This is a genomic window from Aminobacter sp. BA135 (assembly GCF_050859125.1).
Lineage (GTDB): Bacteria > Pseudomonadota > Alphaproteobacteria > Rhizobiales > Rhizobiaceae > Aminobacter > Aminobacter ciceronei.
On record NZ_CP139572.1, the window covers coordinates 1534550 to 1548311 of the forward strand.

Consider the following 13762-nt stretch of genomic DNA (forward strand, 5'->3'; position numbering starts at 1 on the left):
GTAAAGACTGCAAGATCAGACTTTCTGCCTTGCAGGGACCAGATGGCGGAAAACGAAAAAGGCGCCCCGGGGCGCCTGGAGAGTTCGGACAGGCCGCAAGCCTATTTGTATTTCATGTAGCCGACGAAGCCGGTGATCCTCCAGCGGCCCTCCTGTTTGCGGCAGAAGTAGAGCGTCTGCCAGTTCAGCACGTCGTCGCTGCCGTCGGCGCGGCGGATGGTGCCGTCGAACTTCTTGCGCGCCAGGGCAACATCGCCTGATATGTCGATCTCGGTAAGGTTCGTGGCGCGGAAGATGCCGTCGGCAAGCGGCTCGGCATAGGCGGTGGCAGCCGTCTCGGCCGCCTGGCGCAGCCACTCGTCGCGATAGACCGAAAGCGTCGGGAAGGCAGCGTTCCATTCGTCGGGATTGGCTGCATTGTGGGCATGGATGCCGAGGAAGCGCTGTTCGTCGAAGTCGTTTGCGACCATGGACCAGTCCTGGCCGACGAAGGCTGCGATGTCGCGCTCGACAAGCATCTCCCAGATCCGGGCGCGGTCGGTGTCGTCGGAGAAGGGGTTCTGCCTGGAGTTCATTCAGTCACCTAGAGGGAGTCTGGGGTCGTCGACCTTCAGCATGCTGAGGCTCTGCTTGATGCGGCGCAGCCCTTCGAGCACGTTGGTGCCGCGGGATTCGGCGGTGGCTGTCGCGATCATGTCGAGGATGGCGAGCAGGGCGAAACGCGACGAGGTTGGCTTGTAGATGTTGCCGTCCTCGATCGGCTGGAACGGGATGACGATGTCGGCGACTTTGGCCAGTGCCGATCCGGGCGCGGTCATGGCCACGGTCTGCGCGCCATATTGGCGGGCGACCTGCACGGCATCGATCACCGACTTGGCATGGCCGGAAACGGAGAAGGCAACGACGGTCGTTTCGGGCCTGGCGACCGCCGCATACATGCGCTGCAGCTGGCCGTCGACCTGGGCCACGGCAGACAGGCCGAGGCGAAACAGGCGGTTCTGCAGCTCCGTCGCCATCATCGATGAGATGCCGCCGGAGCCGAAGCACAAGATGTGCGGAGAGGTCGAAAGCCGCTCGGCCACCGAGATCAGCGTGCCCATGTCGAGACTGTCCGAGGCGCGCTGGATCGCCACGACAGCGGCTTCGGTGACGGCGGAGGCGATGCGCTGCTCGCGTGCGTCGCGGCTCAGCGGCTCTGGCTTGAGATACTGGCCGCCGATGGCGATGGCCTGCGCCAGGAAGAACTTGAAATCGCGCACGCCGTCGCAGCCGAGGTTGCGACAGAAGCGGGTAACCGTCGGTTCGCTGACGCCGACACGCGCGGCGATCTCCGAAATGGCGGCCTTGGAAGCGAAGTCGAGATCCGACAGCACAAGGCTGGCCAGGCGCTTGTCGGACTTGGAGCCGTCCTGCGCCATGACCTGAAGCCGGGTGATGATGTCGGCGATGTTGCTCATACGGGCAGGCCGGTTGCCTTGTCGAAAAGATGGATGTTCCTGGGATCGGCGGTCACCGGCAGCGTCTCGCCCGGCTTGACCGACACGCGGTCGCGGAACACGGCGCGCACCTGCTCGCCGCCGACCGCGCCATAGATGTGCGTCTCGGAACCGGTCGGCTCGACGACGTCGATCCTGAGCTTCATCGCCGCACCGGTGCCACTGATGACGAAGTGCTCCGGCCGGATGCCCGCCTCGACCGCGCCTGCGAAGGCCGACGCGCGGCCGCCGTTCAGCGCCAGTCTTTCGCCGTCGGCCGTCTCGAAATAGGCGCCCGCCGCACCGAGTCTGCCCGAGACGAAGCTCATCGACGGCGAGCCGATGAAGCTCGCGACGAACTTGTTGGCCGGTCTGTCGTAGAGTTCGAGCGGTGCACCCACCTGCTGGATCCTTCCCTGGTTCATGACGACGATGCGGTCGGCCATGGTCATGGCCTCGATCTGATCGTGTGTCACGTAAACCACCGTCGATTTCAAGCGCTGATGCAGCGCTTTGATCTCGGTGCGCATCTGGACGCGCAACTGGGCGTCGAGATTGGAAAGCGGTTCGTCGAACAGGAACACCGAGGGTTCGCGCACGATGGCGCGGCCCATGGCGACGCGCTGGCGCTGGCCGCCGGAGAGCTGGCGCGGATAGCGGTCGAGATAGGAATGCAAGTTGAGGATGGCAGCGGCGTTCTTCACCTTGGCATCGATCGCCGCCGCTGCCTCACCTCTGATCTTCGGGCCGAAGCCGATGTTTTCGGCCGCGGTGAGATGGGGAAACAGCGCATAGGACTGGAACACCATGGCGATGTTGCGCTTCTGCGGCGGCAGGTCGTTGGCGCGCACGCCGCCGATCAGAAGGTCGCCATGGCTGATCGGTTCGAGCCCAGCCAGCATACGCAGCAAGGTCGACTTGCCGCAGCCGGAGGGGCCGACGAGCACGACGAACTCGCCGCTCGGAATGTCGAGATTGATGTTGTCGAGCACGCTGTGCTGGCCGAACGACTTGGACAGGTTGCGGAAGGTCACGCCGGTCATGGTCTTCACGCTCCCAATATGTCGTCGATGAAAGGCAGGCAGCCGGCGGTCAGCCCGGCGTCGACAGGCAGCACCGTGCCGGTAATGCCTGAGGCGCGCGGCGAGGCGAGGAAAGCGACCGCTTCGGCCACCTCCTGCGCATTGACGATGCGGCCAAGCGGATAGAGCCGCTGCAGCTTGCCGAGGATCGCGGGGTCCTTGGCAAGGCGATGATCCCAGGCGGGCGTATGGATAGAGCCCGGGCAGACGACGTTGGCGCGGATGCCCTGGCGGCCGTGCTCGACAGCAATGGCGCGCGACAGGGCATTGATGCCGGCCTTGGCAGCCGCATAGGCCGGATTGCCGAAGTGCGACAGCGCGTTGACCGAGGAGATGAAAACGAAGGCGCCCGAGCCGCGCGCCACCATCGGCTTGAGCAGCGCGTTGGTCAGGCTGGCGACGCCGGTCAGGTTGAGGTCGATCTCGGTCTCGACCCGCTCCTGGTCCAGCGCCGGCACGGTTTCAGCGCGCGTCCAGCCGGCATTGTTGATGACGATGTCGGGCACGCCGTCAGCTTCGACCAGCTTGCGCGAGGCGGCTTCCAGTCTGGCGCGATCGGTCAGGTCGAAGCTGTGGCGGCCGGCGAGATCGAGCCCGTCCATCGCCTCGATGGACTGGTCGCAGCCGATGACGCGGGCGCCGCGCGCGGCAAAAATAGTTACCAGCACCCGGCCGAGGCCGCCGCCGGCTCCGGTAATCAGGACGGACTTTTCCCGAAACTCGTCGTCTAGGTTCAATTCTGTGCTCCCACAGCGATCTTGGCCGCTTTCTGCCTTCAGGACTATGGCTGAAAATGTAATTAAGCAACAAAGAAAATCGCTTGATATGCCGAAAATCGCCGATAATGTAAGAAAGTCACTTAATCAAACAGACGCGTTGAAGCGCTGGAGGAGCGGGCCTGCGCCCGCGGGAGCAAGGGAGCACCGACATGGCGATTTCAAAGTGGAAGAGCGGCCTGCTGGCCGGGTTGAGCGTGCTCGCCTTGGCGGCCCAGGCGAATGCCGGCGAGGTCCGGGTGACGGTCGCCGAATACAGCTCGAAGACCGGCCCCTATTTCCAGGAAGTGGAAGAGGCGTTCGAGGCGGCCAATCCCGGCATCGACGTCAAGTTCGAGGTCGTGCCGTGGGATGTGCTGCTGCAGAAGCTGACCACCGACATCACCGCCGGCACCAATGCGGACCTGTCGATCATCGGTACGCGCTGGCTGATCGACTTCGTCCAGCAGGACGTCGCTGAGCCGCTCGACAGCTACATCACGCCCGACTTCAAGGGCCGTTTCATCGATACCTTCCTGTCGCCCTCAATCATGGACGGCAAGACCTACGGCCTGCCGATCGCCGCTTCGGCGCGCGCCATGTATTACAACAAGGAACTGCTCGAAAAGGCCGGCGTCGCCAACCCGCCGGCGACCTGGGCCGAGCTCAAGGACGCTGCCGCCAAGATCAAGGCGTTGGGCAGCGAGAACTATGGCTACGGCCTGCAGGGCAAGGAAATCGAGACCGACGTCTATTATTATTACGCGATGTGGTCGCAAGGCTCGGAGATCCTCGACAAGGATGGCAGCTCGGGCCTCGACAGCGCCGGCGCCATCGAGGCGGCCAAGCTCTACAAGTCGCTGATCGACGAGGGGCTGACCCAACCCGGCGTCACCTCCTATGCGCGTGAGGACGTGCAGAACCTGTTCAAGCAGGGCAAGGTCGGCATGATGATCACCGCGCCCTTCCTGTCCAACCAGATCAAGGAAGAAGCGCCGAACCTGAAATATGGCGTCGCTGCCATCCCGGCCGGACCGACGGGTGCACGCGGCACCTATGGCGTCACCGATTCCATCGTCATGTTCAAGAACTCGAAGAACAAGGAAGAGGCCTGGAAGCTGCTCGACTTCCTGTTCCAGACCGACTGGCGCGCCAAGTTCACACAGGGCGAGGGCTTCCTGCCGGTGAACAAGGAAGAGGCCAAGATGGACTACTACGTCAACAACGCCGACCTCGCCGCCTTCACGGCACTCCTGCCCGACGCCCGCTTCGCGCCGGTCATTCCGGGCTGGGAAGAAATCGCCCAGATCACCTCTGATGCGATGCAGAAGGTCTATCTCGGCGAGGGCGATCCGGAAGCCCTTCTCAAGGAAGCAGCGGCCAAGGCCGACGGCATCCTGAAGAAGTAGTCTCTTCTCCCTTCCGCCGGTGGCGCACTGGGTGCGCCGCCGGTTCCCTTTCCCGTGCTCCGGCCAAGGCTCTCATGCACAATCGCGCCCTGCCATATCTGCTGACGCTGCCGAGCCTGATCCTGGCCGCGGTGGTGATCTTCTGGCCCGTCGTCGACCTGATCCAGATCGCCACCCATGACGTCAGTCGCTTCGGCCAGCTGCGCGACTTCAACGGCGTTGCCAATTTCTCGGCGCTGATCGCCGATCCCGATTTCATCAAGGCGCTGCTGCGCACAGGCGTCTGGACGGCCGCCGTGGTTGGCGGCGCGCTCCTGGTCTCGATCCCGGTGGCGGTCATCCTCAACACTGACTTCTACGGCCGCTCGGTGGCGCGGGTCATCGTCATGCTGCCCTGGGCGGTGTCGCTGACGATGACGGCCATCGTCTGGCGCTGGGCGCTGAACGGCGAAAGCGGCATGCTGAACTCTGCCCTGCGCGGGCTCGGCCTCGCCGACCAGAACATCCAGTGGTTGGCTAGTGCTGCGACCGCATTCCCGATGCAAATCATGATCGGCATCCTGGTGACGGTGCCGTTCACCACCACCATCTTCCTGGGTGGGCTGTCGTCGATCCCCGACGACCTCTACGAAGCCGCCGCCCTCGAAGGTGCGGGGCCGGTGCAGCAGTTCAAGCGGATCACTTTTCCGCTGCTCAAACCCTTCGTCAACATCGCCATCGTGCTCAACACGATCTATGTCTTCAATTCGTTCCCGATCATCTGGGTGATGACGCAAGGCGGGCCGGCCAATTCGACCGACATCCTCGTCACCCATCTCTACAAGCTGGCTTTCCGTGTCGGCAAACTCGGCGAGGCCTCGGCCGTCTCGCTGGTGATGCTGGCGATCCTGCTCGTCTTCACCGTCATCTACATCAGGCTCGCCATGCGGGGAGAACGGGCATGATCTCGCCGAAGCTCAAGCGCACCTTCATCGCCTGGGCGCTGCTCGCGCCGCTGGTCGTGGTCACGCTGTTTCCGTTCGCGGTGATGTTCCTGACCGCCGTCAAGCCGGCCCAGGAAGTGCTGACGCCAAGCTGGTGGCCGAGCGAATTCCGCTGGCGCAATTTCTACGACATGTGGGTCGCGGCCGGTTTCGGCCAGGCGCTGGTCAACTCGCTGCGCGTCTCGCTGATCGCCACCATCGGCGCGATCCTCGTCTCGATCCCCGCCGCCTATGCCATGTCGCGTTTCCGCTTTGCCGGGCACGGCGCTTTCCGGCAGTTCCTGCTCGTCTCGCAGATGATCTCGCCGATCGTGCTGGTGCTCGGCCTGTTCCGGCTGCTTGCCTCCTTCGGCCTGGTCGAAAGCCTGAATGCCGTTGGCGGTGTCTACATGGCCTTCAACATCGCCTTTACGGTGTGGATGCTGCAGAGCTATTTCGACACCATCCCGCGCGATCTCGAGGAAGCCTCGTGGATGGAAGGCGGCAGCCGCTGGCTGACCCTGCGCAAGGTGTTTTTGCCGCTCTGCGTGCCGGCAATCGCCGTCACCGCCATCTTCACCTTCATCAATGCGTGGAACGAGTTCGTCGTCGCGCTGACCATGCTGCGCAGCCAGGAAAGCTACACGCTGCCGATCCAGGTGTTTTCGCTCGTCGCCGGCCGCTATACCGTCGAATGGCACTACGTCATGGCTGCAACGCTCGTCGCCACCGTGCCGGTCGCCATCCTGTTCGTCTGGCTGCAGCGCTACCTCGTCCGCGGCCTGGCGCTCGGCGCCGTCAAGTGACCGCAAACTCCGCCTCCCAACAACAAAGAAACGAAACTGATATGCGCATCTTCACCGCCTCGCTGGCGACCGAAACCAACACCTTCTCGCCGGTGCCGACAGACCGTGCCTCGTTCGAGATGGCGTTCTACGCCGGTCCGGGCCAGCATCCAGAAACGCCGACCTTGTGCTCGTCGCCGATCGTGGCGCTGCGCCGTCGCGCCGAGGCCGATCGCCTGACTGTCATCGAGGGCACCGCGACCTGGGCCGAGCCGGGCGGGCTGGTGCAGCGCCAGACCTTCGAGGCGCTGCGCGACGAAATCCTTGGCCAGCTCCGGGCTGCCATGCCTGTCGATGCTGTCATCCTCGGCCTGCATGGCGCCATGGTGGCGCAGGGTTATGATGACTGCGAAGGCGACCTGCTTGCCCGGGTCCGTGACATGGTCGGGCCCGACGTCGTTGTTGCCTCGGAGTTCGATCCGCACAGCCACCTGACGCCGACGCGTGTCGCCGCCTGCAACGTGCTCGCGGCCTTCCTCGAGTTCCCGCATACCGATTTCTATGAGCGCGGCGAACATGTCGTCGAGCTTGGACTGGCCGCGGCGCGCGGCGAGATAAAGCCAGTCATCTCGACCTTCGACTGCCGCATGATCACGGTGTTGCCGACCAGCCGCGAGCCGATGCGCTCCTTCGTCGATCGCATCAAGGCGCTGCATGGCAAGGACGGCATCCTGTCGGTGTCGGTGATCCATGGCTTCATGGGCTCCGACGTGCCGGAGATGGGCTCGCGTATTGTCGTCGTCACCGACAATGACAAGGCCAAGGGCGATGCGCTGGCCGAAAAGCTCGGCCGCGAACTCTATGCCATGCGCGAAAAGACGGCGATGGAGATGCTCGACACTGACGCCGGCATCGACCGGGCGCTTGCCGCCCGCAAGGCCAATCCAGCCAAGCCTGCCGTCGTCGCCGATGTCTGGGACAATCCCGGCGGCGGCGTTGCCGGCGACGGTACCTTCGTTCTGCGCCGGATGCTGGAGCGCGGCCTCGACAAGGTCGGCGTCGCCACCATCTGGGATCCGATCGCGGTGACCTTCTGCCATGCCGCCGGCGAAGGTGCCATCATCGACCTGCGCTTCGGCGGCAAGGCAGGCCCGCAGGCCGGCGAGCCGATCGACGCCAGGGTTCAGGTGCTGAAGACCGTCGAGGAAGGCTGGCAGAGTTTCGGGCCGAGCCGCGTCACGCTTGGGCTGACGGCTCTGGTGCGGATCGTGGGCACCGAGGTCGACGTCATCCTCAACACCAACCGCACCCAGACTTTCGAACCCGATATCTTCACCAATCTTGGCGTCGATCCGGCGGACAAGGACATCCTGCTGGTCAAGTCGACCAACCATTTCTACGCCGGCTTTGCGCCGGTTGCGGCCGAGATCATTTATGTCGATGCGCCAAGCTCCTATCCGAGCAATCCGCGCGTCACAAATTACACCAAGCTTGTCCGTCCGATCTGGCCCAGGGTCAGCGATCCCTGGGCTGTGTGAGGCGGCGGGGCGCTTAGCCCCGCCTGTCGTTTCGTCAGGTCGCTGGACGGAACGGCTTGGCCAGCGAGGCCGGGAAGTGCAGCGCCAGCATCTGGCGGTTCTGCGAGATGATGACCAGCACCACGATCGTTGCGAGATAAGGCAGGGCGGAGAGCAGTTCCGAGGGCACCGCGATACCAAGCGCCTGGCCCTGCAGCTGCAGGATGGTCATGCCGCCAAACAGCCAGGCGCCGAGCAGCACGCGCAGTGGTCGCCATGTCGCGAAGACAACCAGCGCCAGCGAGATCCAGCCCTTGCCGGCGGTCATGTTCTCGACCCAGAGCGGGGTGTAGGCAACCGACAGATAGGCGCCGGCGAGACCGGCCATCAGCCCGCCGAACAGCACGGCGAGATAGCGGATCCTGATCACCGGATAGCCGATGGCATGCGCCGTCTCGGGCGACTCGCCGATGGTGCGCAGCACCAGCCCGCCCTTGGTGCGGTACAGGAACCAGCTGATGACGGCGAACATGATGATGGCGAAATAGACCATCGGATCGAAGCGGAACAGCATCGGCCCGATCACCGGAATGTCGGAGAGATAGGGGATGTAGATCTTCTTCAGTGCGTCGATCGGCGCCGAGCCGAAATTGCGGCCGAGGAAGGCCGACACGCCCGAGCCGAAGATGGCGAGCGCCAGGCCGGCGGCATACTGGTTGGTCAGGAAGGTCAGCGCCAGGACGCCGAACAGCAGCGATGCGGCGGCACCCGCAAGTGCGCCTGCCAGGATGGCGACCGGCATCGGAAGCCCGGCGACGATGGCCCAGAAGGCGAAGGCGGCACCCATCAGCATCATGCCTTCGATGCCGAGGTTGAGGACGCCCGATTTCTCGACGACGAGTTCGCCGAGCGCTGCAAAGATCAATGGTGTTGCGGCAATGATGGTGCCGGTGAAGATGGCAATGAACAAGTCCATCAGGCATGCTCCGGAATGCGGCGAAGCCGGTAGAAGATGAAGAAGTCAGCGGCAAGCAAGAAGAACAGCAATATGCCCTGGAAGATGCGGGTGAGCGCAGCCGACAGGCCGAGGTTCATTTGCACTGCTTCGCCGCCGAGGAACAAGAGCGACATCAGCAATCCGCCCAGCACGATGCCAAAAGCGTTAAGACGGCCGATGAAGGCGACGATGATCGCCGCGAAGCCGTAGCCGGGCGAGATTTGCGGCGAGAGCTGTCCGAGCGGACCGGAGACCTCGGCCATGCCGGCGATGCCAGCGGCAGCGCCACCTGCAAGCAGGCCGGTCCAGACAGCCGAAGATTCACGGAAGCCGGCGTAGCGGGCAGCGAGCGGTGCCGCGCCGCTGACCGACATCTTGTAGCCGAGGAAGCTGCGGTCGGTGAACAGCCACATCAGGAACACGGCAACGACTGTTATGAACACCGAGGCGTTGAGGCGGTAGGAATAGTCGAACGGCTCGAACATCGCCGCCGCCGACAGAAGCGCCGTCTGCGGATAGTTGAACCCGGCCGGGTCGCGCCACGGGCCGTGGACCAGCCACGACAAAAGCAGCGTCGCGATATAGGTCAGCATCAGCGTGACAAGGATTTCGTTGGTGTTCATCCGCGCCCTGAGGAAGGCGGGGATGGCGGCCCATGCCATGCCGGCGATGGCGCCGGCAAAGAACATCAGCGGCAGCAGCAGCCAGCTGTCGGGGTTGGGGTAAAACAGGCCGACACCGCATGCGGCGATGGCGCCGATGATCAATTGTCCTTCCGCGCCGATGTTCCAGACATTGGCGCGGAAGCCGACGGCGAGGCCGCAGGCAATGAGGATGAGCGGCGAGGCCTTGAGCAACCACTCGGACAGCCCGTTCAAAGAGTTGAGCGGGGCGATGAAGAAGGCCTGCAGTGTTGCCAGCGGGTCATAGCCGAGCACGGCAAACAACAGCGAGCCGACGAGAAGCGTAAGCCCGGTCGCGATGACCGGCGCCGCCACCCGCATCCTGGCGGATGGTTCCGGTCTTTGTTCAATCCTGAATCGCAACTTCGCCTCTCCCGTTGGTGCCGTTGCCGCGGTCGACCCTTGTCATCAGCAGGCCGATTTCCTCGCGGTTGGTTTTTGTCCTGATCAGTGGTGGCGAGACCTGGCCCTGGCAGATGACGAGCAGCCGGTCGCAGATCTCGAACAGCTCGTCGAGCTCCTCCGAGATCACCAGCACGGCCGCACCCGATCGGCTGAGGTCAACGAGCGTCTGCCGGATGAAGGCGGCAGCGCCGACGTCGACGCCCCAGGTCGGCTGCGCCACCAGGAACAGCTTTGGCTCGAGCGCGATCTCGCGGCCGACGATGAACTTCTGCAGATTGCCGCCCGACAGGCTTTGGGCGCTCGACTGCGGGCCGTTGGCCTTGACCTTGAAACGCTCGATGATCTTGGCGGCGAAGCTGTTTGCCTGCTTGCGGTCGACGAGACCGTTGCGCACCAGGCCGGAGCGGTGGGCGGTCAGCACGGCGTTCTGCCACAGCGCGTGCGGCGGCACCGCGCCGCGGCCAAGCCGCTCTTCCGGCACGAAGGCCATGCCGAGTTTGCGCCTTTCGCTGGCGTTGAGATGGGCCGCAGCCTTGCCGCCGATCTGGATCGACAGTGCATTGGCATGTGTCCGTTCGCCGCTGAGCAGCGAGATCAGCTCGGCCTGGCCGTTGCCGGAGACGCCGGCAAGCCCGACGATCTCGCCACCGCGTACCTCGAAGGAGACGTTCTTGAGTTCGACGCCGTATTTGTCGCGGGCAGGGGCGGTGAGCCCGCGCACCTCGAGCACCGGTTTGTCGCTCGGCACCGAGGGCGAGACGTGCATTTCGGGCAGCTCGGCGCCGACCATAAGCCGGGCGAGTTGCGCCGAGGTGCTTTGCTTGGGCCGTGCTGTGCCGGTGACCTTGCCGTTGCGCAGCACTGTCGCGGTGTCGCAGAGCTCCTGCACTTCATCGAGCTTGTGGCTGATGTAGACGATCGAACAGCCTTCGGCGGCGAGCTGGCGCAGTGTCTCGAACAGCTTGACGACGGCCTGCGGCGTCAGCACCGAGGTCGGCTCGTCGAGGATCAGAAGCTTCGGCGCCTGCAGCAGGCAGCGCACGATCTCGACCCGCTGGCGCTCGCCGACGGACAGGTCGTGGACGCGGCGATAGGGGTCGATCGGCATGCCGTAGCGGTTCGACAGTTCAGTGATCTGGCGCGCCAGCGTGTCGAGGTCGAAGGTGCTCGATACGGCAAGCGCGATGTTCTCGACCACGGTGACCGATTCAAACAGCGCGAAATGCTGGTAGACCATTTCGATGCCGAGCGCCCGCGAGGTCGCCGGCGTGTGGGCGGCGATCGGTTTGCCGTCGCAGAAAATCTCGCCGGAATCTGCCTGTGCCGCACCGTAGATGATCTTCATCAGGGTCGATTTGCCGGCGCCGTTTTCGCCGAGCACGGCGTGGATTTCGCCTGGCATGATCGACATCGAGATGTCGTCATTGGCGATGATGCCGGGATAACTTTTGGTGATGTTGCGCAATTCGAGGCGTGGGGGCATAGCCGGGTCCTGCCGTGAGGGTTGGACGGTGCGCAGCCATAGACCGACCGGGACGGTGCATGACCCCGAAAATCGGAACCGATTTTCGGGAAGGATCGTGCACCCGTTTTAAGCGCTACAGCGTCCTTTGCGTGTCCAACTGGACACCAGGCGCTGTAGCGCCCCGGTGGAATTGCTAGCGGTTGCGAGGGGAGGATCAGGCGAGCTTGCCGATCATTCCCTTGACGAACCAGTTCATGCCGCGGATGTCGGCATCGGCCAGCACGCTGCCGGCCGCGACCTTGACGTTGCCTTCCTGGTCCTTGAGTTCGCCGGCATAGGGGTGAATCTTGCCGGAGCCGATGTCGGCTTCGAGCTGCTTCAGCTTGGTGATCACGTCGGCCGGGATCGCTTCGTTGTAAGGCGCCATCTTGACGACGCCACCGGCGAGGCCATCCCAGCGCGCCTCGGGTTTCCAGGTGCCTGCGGCAACGCCCTTGGCTGCGCCGACATAGTCGCTCGACCAGTCGAGGGTGAAAGCGGTGAGCTGCTTGCCCGAGCCGAACTTGGCCATGTCGCTGGCGTAACCAATCGACCATGCGCCGCCTTCGCCGGCAACCTGCACGCCGGTGGCGGTATCGGTCATCGAGCAGATGACGTCGCAGCCCTGCGACAAAAGCGTGTTGGCGGCTTCCTTTTCCTTGCCCGGATCGAACCAGGAATTGAGGAAGATGGCGTTGCAGGTGGCCTCGGGATTGACGCTCTGGGCGCCGAGCAGAAGCGCGTTGGCCGGGCCGACGATGTCGGGGATCGGAAAGCCGCCGATGAAGCCGATCTTGCCATTCTTGCTCATATGCGCGCCGGCGGCACCGGCAACGAAGGTGCCTTCGTAATACTTGGCCTCGAAGGTGCCGAGATTGGCGAGGTGGACGATGCCGGAGCAATGCTCGAAGGCGACCTTCGGGAAGCGCGGGGCCACCTTCTGCATCGGCGTGCCATGCGAGAAGGAGGTGCCGAAGATCAGTTGGTTGCCGGACGCGGCGAGCTCGCGGAAGACGCGTTCGGCGTCCTGCGGCATGAAGATGTTGTCGATGACGGTGAGCGCCACCTTGTCGCCGAACTCGGCCTTGATGGCATCGACGCCAAGGCTGTGCTGCTTGGTCCAGCCGATGTCGGCGATCGGCGAGACATAGACAACGCCGATCTTGAGCGGCTCCTGGGCGCTGGCGATGCCGGCAAGGCCGCTGGTGCCGAGTGCCGCGCCCGCGGCACCGGAATATTGCAGAAATTGCCGTCTGGTCAGATTGAACATGGTGGTAACCCTCTGTTGGTTGGATGCGCCCGGCTTTGTGCCGGGTCTATTTTACGACGTGGACATGGGTGTGCGTCCGTGCCCCGCCATTCTCTCCTGCCTTCTTTCTTGGTGCCGGTTTCGGCGGCTCGCCTGCCTTGCCGTCGAGATAGGGTTCGAGCGCTTCGCGCGGCGTCAGCTCGGGAAACACCTGCCGGTCCATGATGTAACCGCGCACGACGGAGCGGTGGTGCGCGTCGATCAGCTCCATTGCCGGCTTGAGCCGGCCCTTTTCGAGAAGTTCGATGAGCTTGGCGTGGTCGTCGAGCAGGTTGCAATAGTCGAAGTCGGCGGTGATCAGCGAACGCAGCAAGGTGGTGCGGCGAACCAGCTGGGCGTGAATTTCCTGCATCACCTTGTTGCGGCTGAGGCGCACGAAGACGGTGTGGAATTCCTGGCCGAGCACGTCGGCGAGTGCGTCGTTGCCTGAAGCCACGGCCTTGCGCTGGCGCTCGACATGCTGGCGCAGTTCGGCCCAGCCGGCAGGCCCGAGACGGTCGCTCAACTGGGCGGCGACGCCCTGTTCGACAAGGGTCAGCGCGTCATAGATCTCCATCGCGTCCTGCATGCTGGGACGGGCGACGAAGGCGCCGCGGTTGCGCTCGATCTGGGCAAGGCCGTCGTCGGCAAGGCGGATCAGCGACTGGCGGATGACGATGCGACTGACGTCGAAGACCTCCGACAGCTCGCGCTCGCCAAGCTTGCAGCCGGGCACCAGGCGGTGATCGAGGATCGCCCGCGTCAGTATGTCGGCAATGGCCTGCGAGCGGTTGCTCATGGCGTTCTCCTCCCCGCCAGCGCCTTTGGCTTGCTTGACGGCCAGCCCTGGTTCGCGCCACGCCGGCGGCGTCGCATATCCCGGGTTACGGTTTCCATATC

At 64.1% G+C, this 13762-nt stretch carries 13 protein-coding genes; 4 read left to right on the forward strand and 9 right to left on the reverse strand.

Going from position 1 to position 13762, the window contains the following annotated elements:
- Positions 1–101: 101 nt before the first annotated feature.
- The 4 genes from SLT36_RS07535 to SLT36_RS07550 are packed head-to-tail and all read right to left on the reverse strand — an operon-like array spanning position 102 to position 3294.
- Complete coding sequence (locus SLT36_RS07535; RefSeq protein WP_432286603.1) at positions 102–575, reverse strand: hypothetical protein; 474 nt, start codon at positions 573–575, stop codon at positions 102–104.
- Positions 576–1457 carry a MurR/RpiR family transcriptional regulator gene (locus tag SLT36_RS07540; protein ID WP_432286604.1) on the reverse strand — a complete coding sequence of 294 codons (882 nt, stop codon included), beginning with the start codon at positions 1455–1457 and terminating at the stop codon, positions 576–578.
- The gene (locus tag SLT36_RS07545) at positions 1454–2518 is read right to left on the reverse strand and encodes an ABC transporter ATP-binding protein (protein ID WP_432286605.1); all 1065 of its coding nucleotides are present in this window, start codon (positions 2516–2518) and stop codon (positions 1454–1456) included. The genes SLT36_RS07540 and SLT36_RS07545 overlap by 4 nt, the downstream gene beginning before the upstream one ends.
- Before the next feature lie 5 nt (positions 2519–2523).
- Entirely contained in the window at positions 2524–3294 is a 771-nt protein-coding gene (locus SLT36_RS07550) for an SDR family oxidoreductase (RefSeq protein ID WP_432286606.1), read from the reverse strand.
- A 191-nt stretch (positions 3295–3485) separates the two neighbouring features.
- On the opposite strand from SLT36_RS07550, the gene SLT36_RS07555 reads away from it, so the two are divergent.
- The 4 genes from SLT36_RS07555 to SLT36_RS07570 all read left to right on the forward strand — a co-directional run bounded on the left by SLT36_RS07555 (position 3486) and on the right by SLT36_RS07570 (position 8006).
- Complete coding sequence (locus tag SLT36_RS07555) at positions 3486–4721, forward strand: ABC transporter substrate-binding protein (protein WP_432286608.1); 1236 nt, start codon at positions 3486–3488, stop codon at positions 4719–4721.
- Positions 4722–4795: 74 nt separating this feature from the next.
- Positions 4796–5665, forward strand: coding sequence for a carbohydrate ABC transporter permease (locus SLT36_RS07560; RefSeq protein WP_432286609.1), 870 nt, complete (start codon positions 4796–4798; stop codon positions 5663–5665).
- A complete protein-coding gene (locus tag SLT36_RS07565) occupies positions 5662–6489 on the forward strand; it encodes a carbohydrate ABC transporter permease (RefSeq protein WP_432286610.1) in 828 nt (275 codons plus the stop codon). The genes SLT36_RS07560 and SLT36_RS07565 overlap by 4 nt, the downstream gene beginning before the upstream one ends.
- A 41-nt stretch (positions 6490–6530) precedes the next feature.
- Complete coding sequence (locus SLT36_RS07570; protein ID WP_432286611.1) at positions 6531–8006, forward strand: M81 family metallopeptidase; 1476 nt, start codon at positions 6531–6533, stop codon at positions 8004–8006.
- A gap of 34 nt (positions 8007–8040) precedes the next feature.
- On the opposite strand, the gene SLT36_RS07575 is transcribed toward SLT36_RS07570, so the two are convergent.
- The 5 genes from SLT36_RS07575 to SLT36_RS07595 all read right to left on the reverse strand — a co-directional run bounded on the left by SLT36_RS07575 (position 8041) and on the right by SLT36_RS07595 (position 13661).
- Positions 8041–8961: an ABC transporter permease gene (locus SLT36_RS07575; protein ID WP_432286612.1), complete on the reverse strand. Its 921-nt coding sequence runs from the start codon at positions 8959–8961 to the stop codon at positions 8041–8043.
- Positions 8961–10028, reverse strand: a complete 1068-nt coding sequence (locus SLT36_RS07580; RefSeq protein ID WP_432286615.1) for an ABC transporter permease — start codon at positions 10026–10028, stop codon at positions 8961–8963. The genes SLT36_RS07575 and SLT36_RS07580 overlap by 1 nt, the downstream gene beginning before the upstream one ends.
- Positions 10012–11553, reverse strand: a complete 1542-nt coding sequence (locus SLT36_RS07585) for an ABC transporter ATP-binding protein (protein ID WP_432286617.1) — start codon at positions 11551–11553, stop codon at positions 10012–10014. Before SLT36_RS07585 ends, SLT36_RS07580 begins: the two co-directional genes overlap by 17 nt.
- A gap of 196 nt (positions 11554–11749) precedes the next feature.
- Complete coding sequence (locus SLT36_RS07590; RefSeq protein WP_432286618.1) at positions 11750–12844, reverse strand: BMP family ABC transporter substrate-binding protein; 1095 nt, start codon at positions 12842–12844, stop codon at positions 11750–11752.
- A gap of 46 nt (positions 12845–12890) precedes the next feature.
- The gene (locus SLT36_RS07595) at positions 12891–13661 is read right to left on the reverse strand and encodes a GntR family transcriptional regulator (protein ID WP_067957483.1); all 771 of its coding nucleotides are present in this window, start codon (positions 13659–13661) and stop codon (positions 12891–12893) included.
- Between the last annotated feature and the right edge of the window lie 101 nt (positions 13662–13762).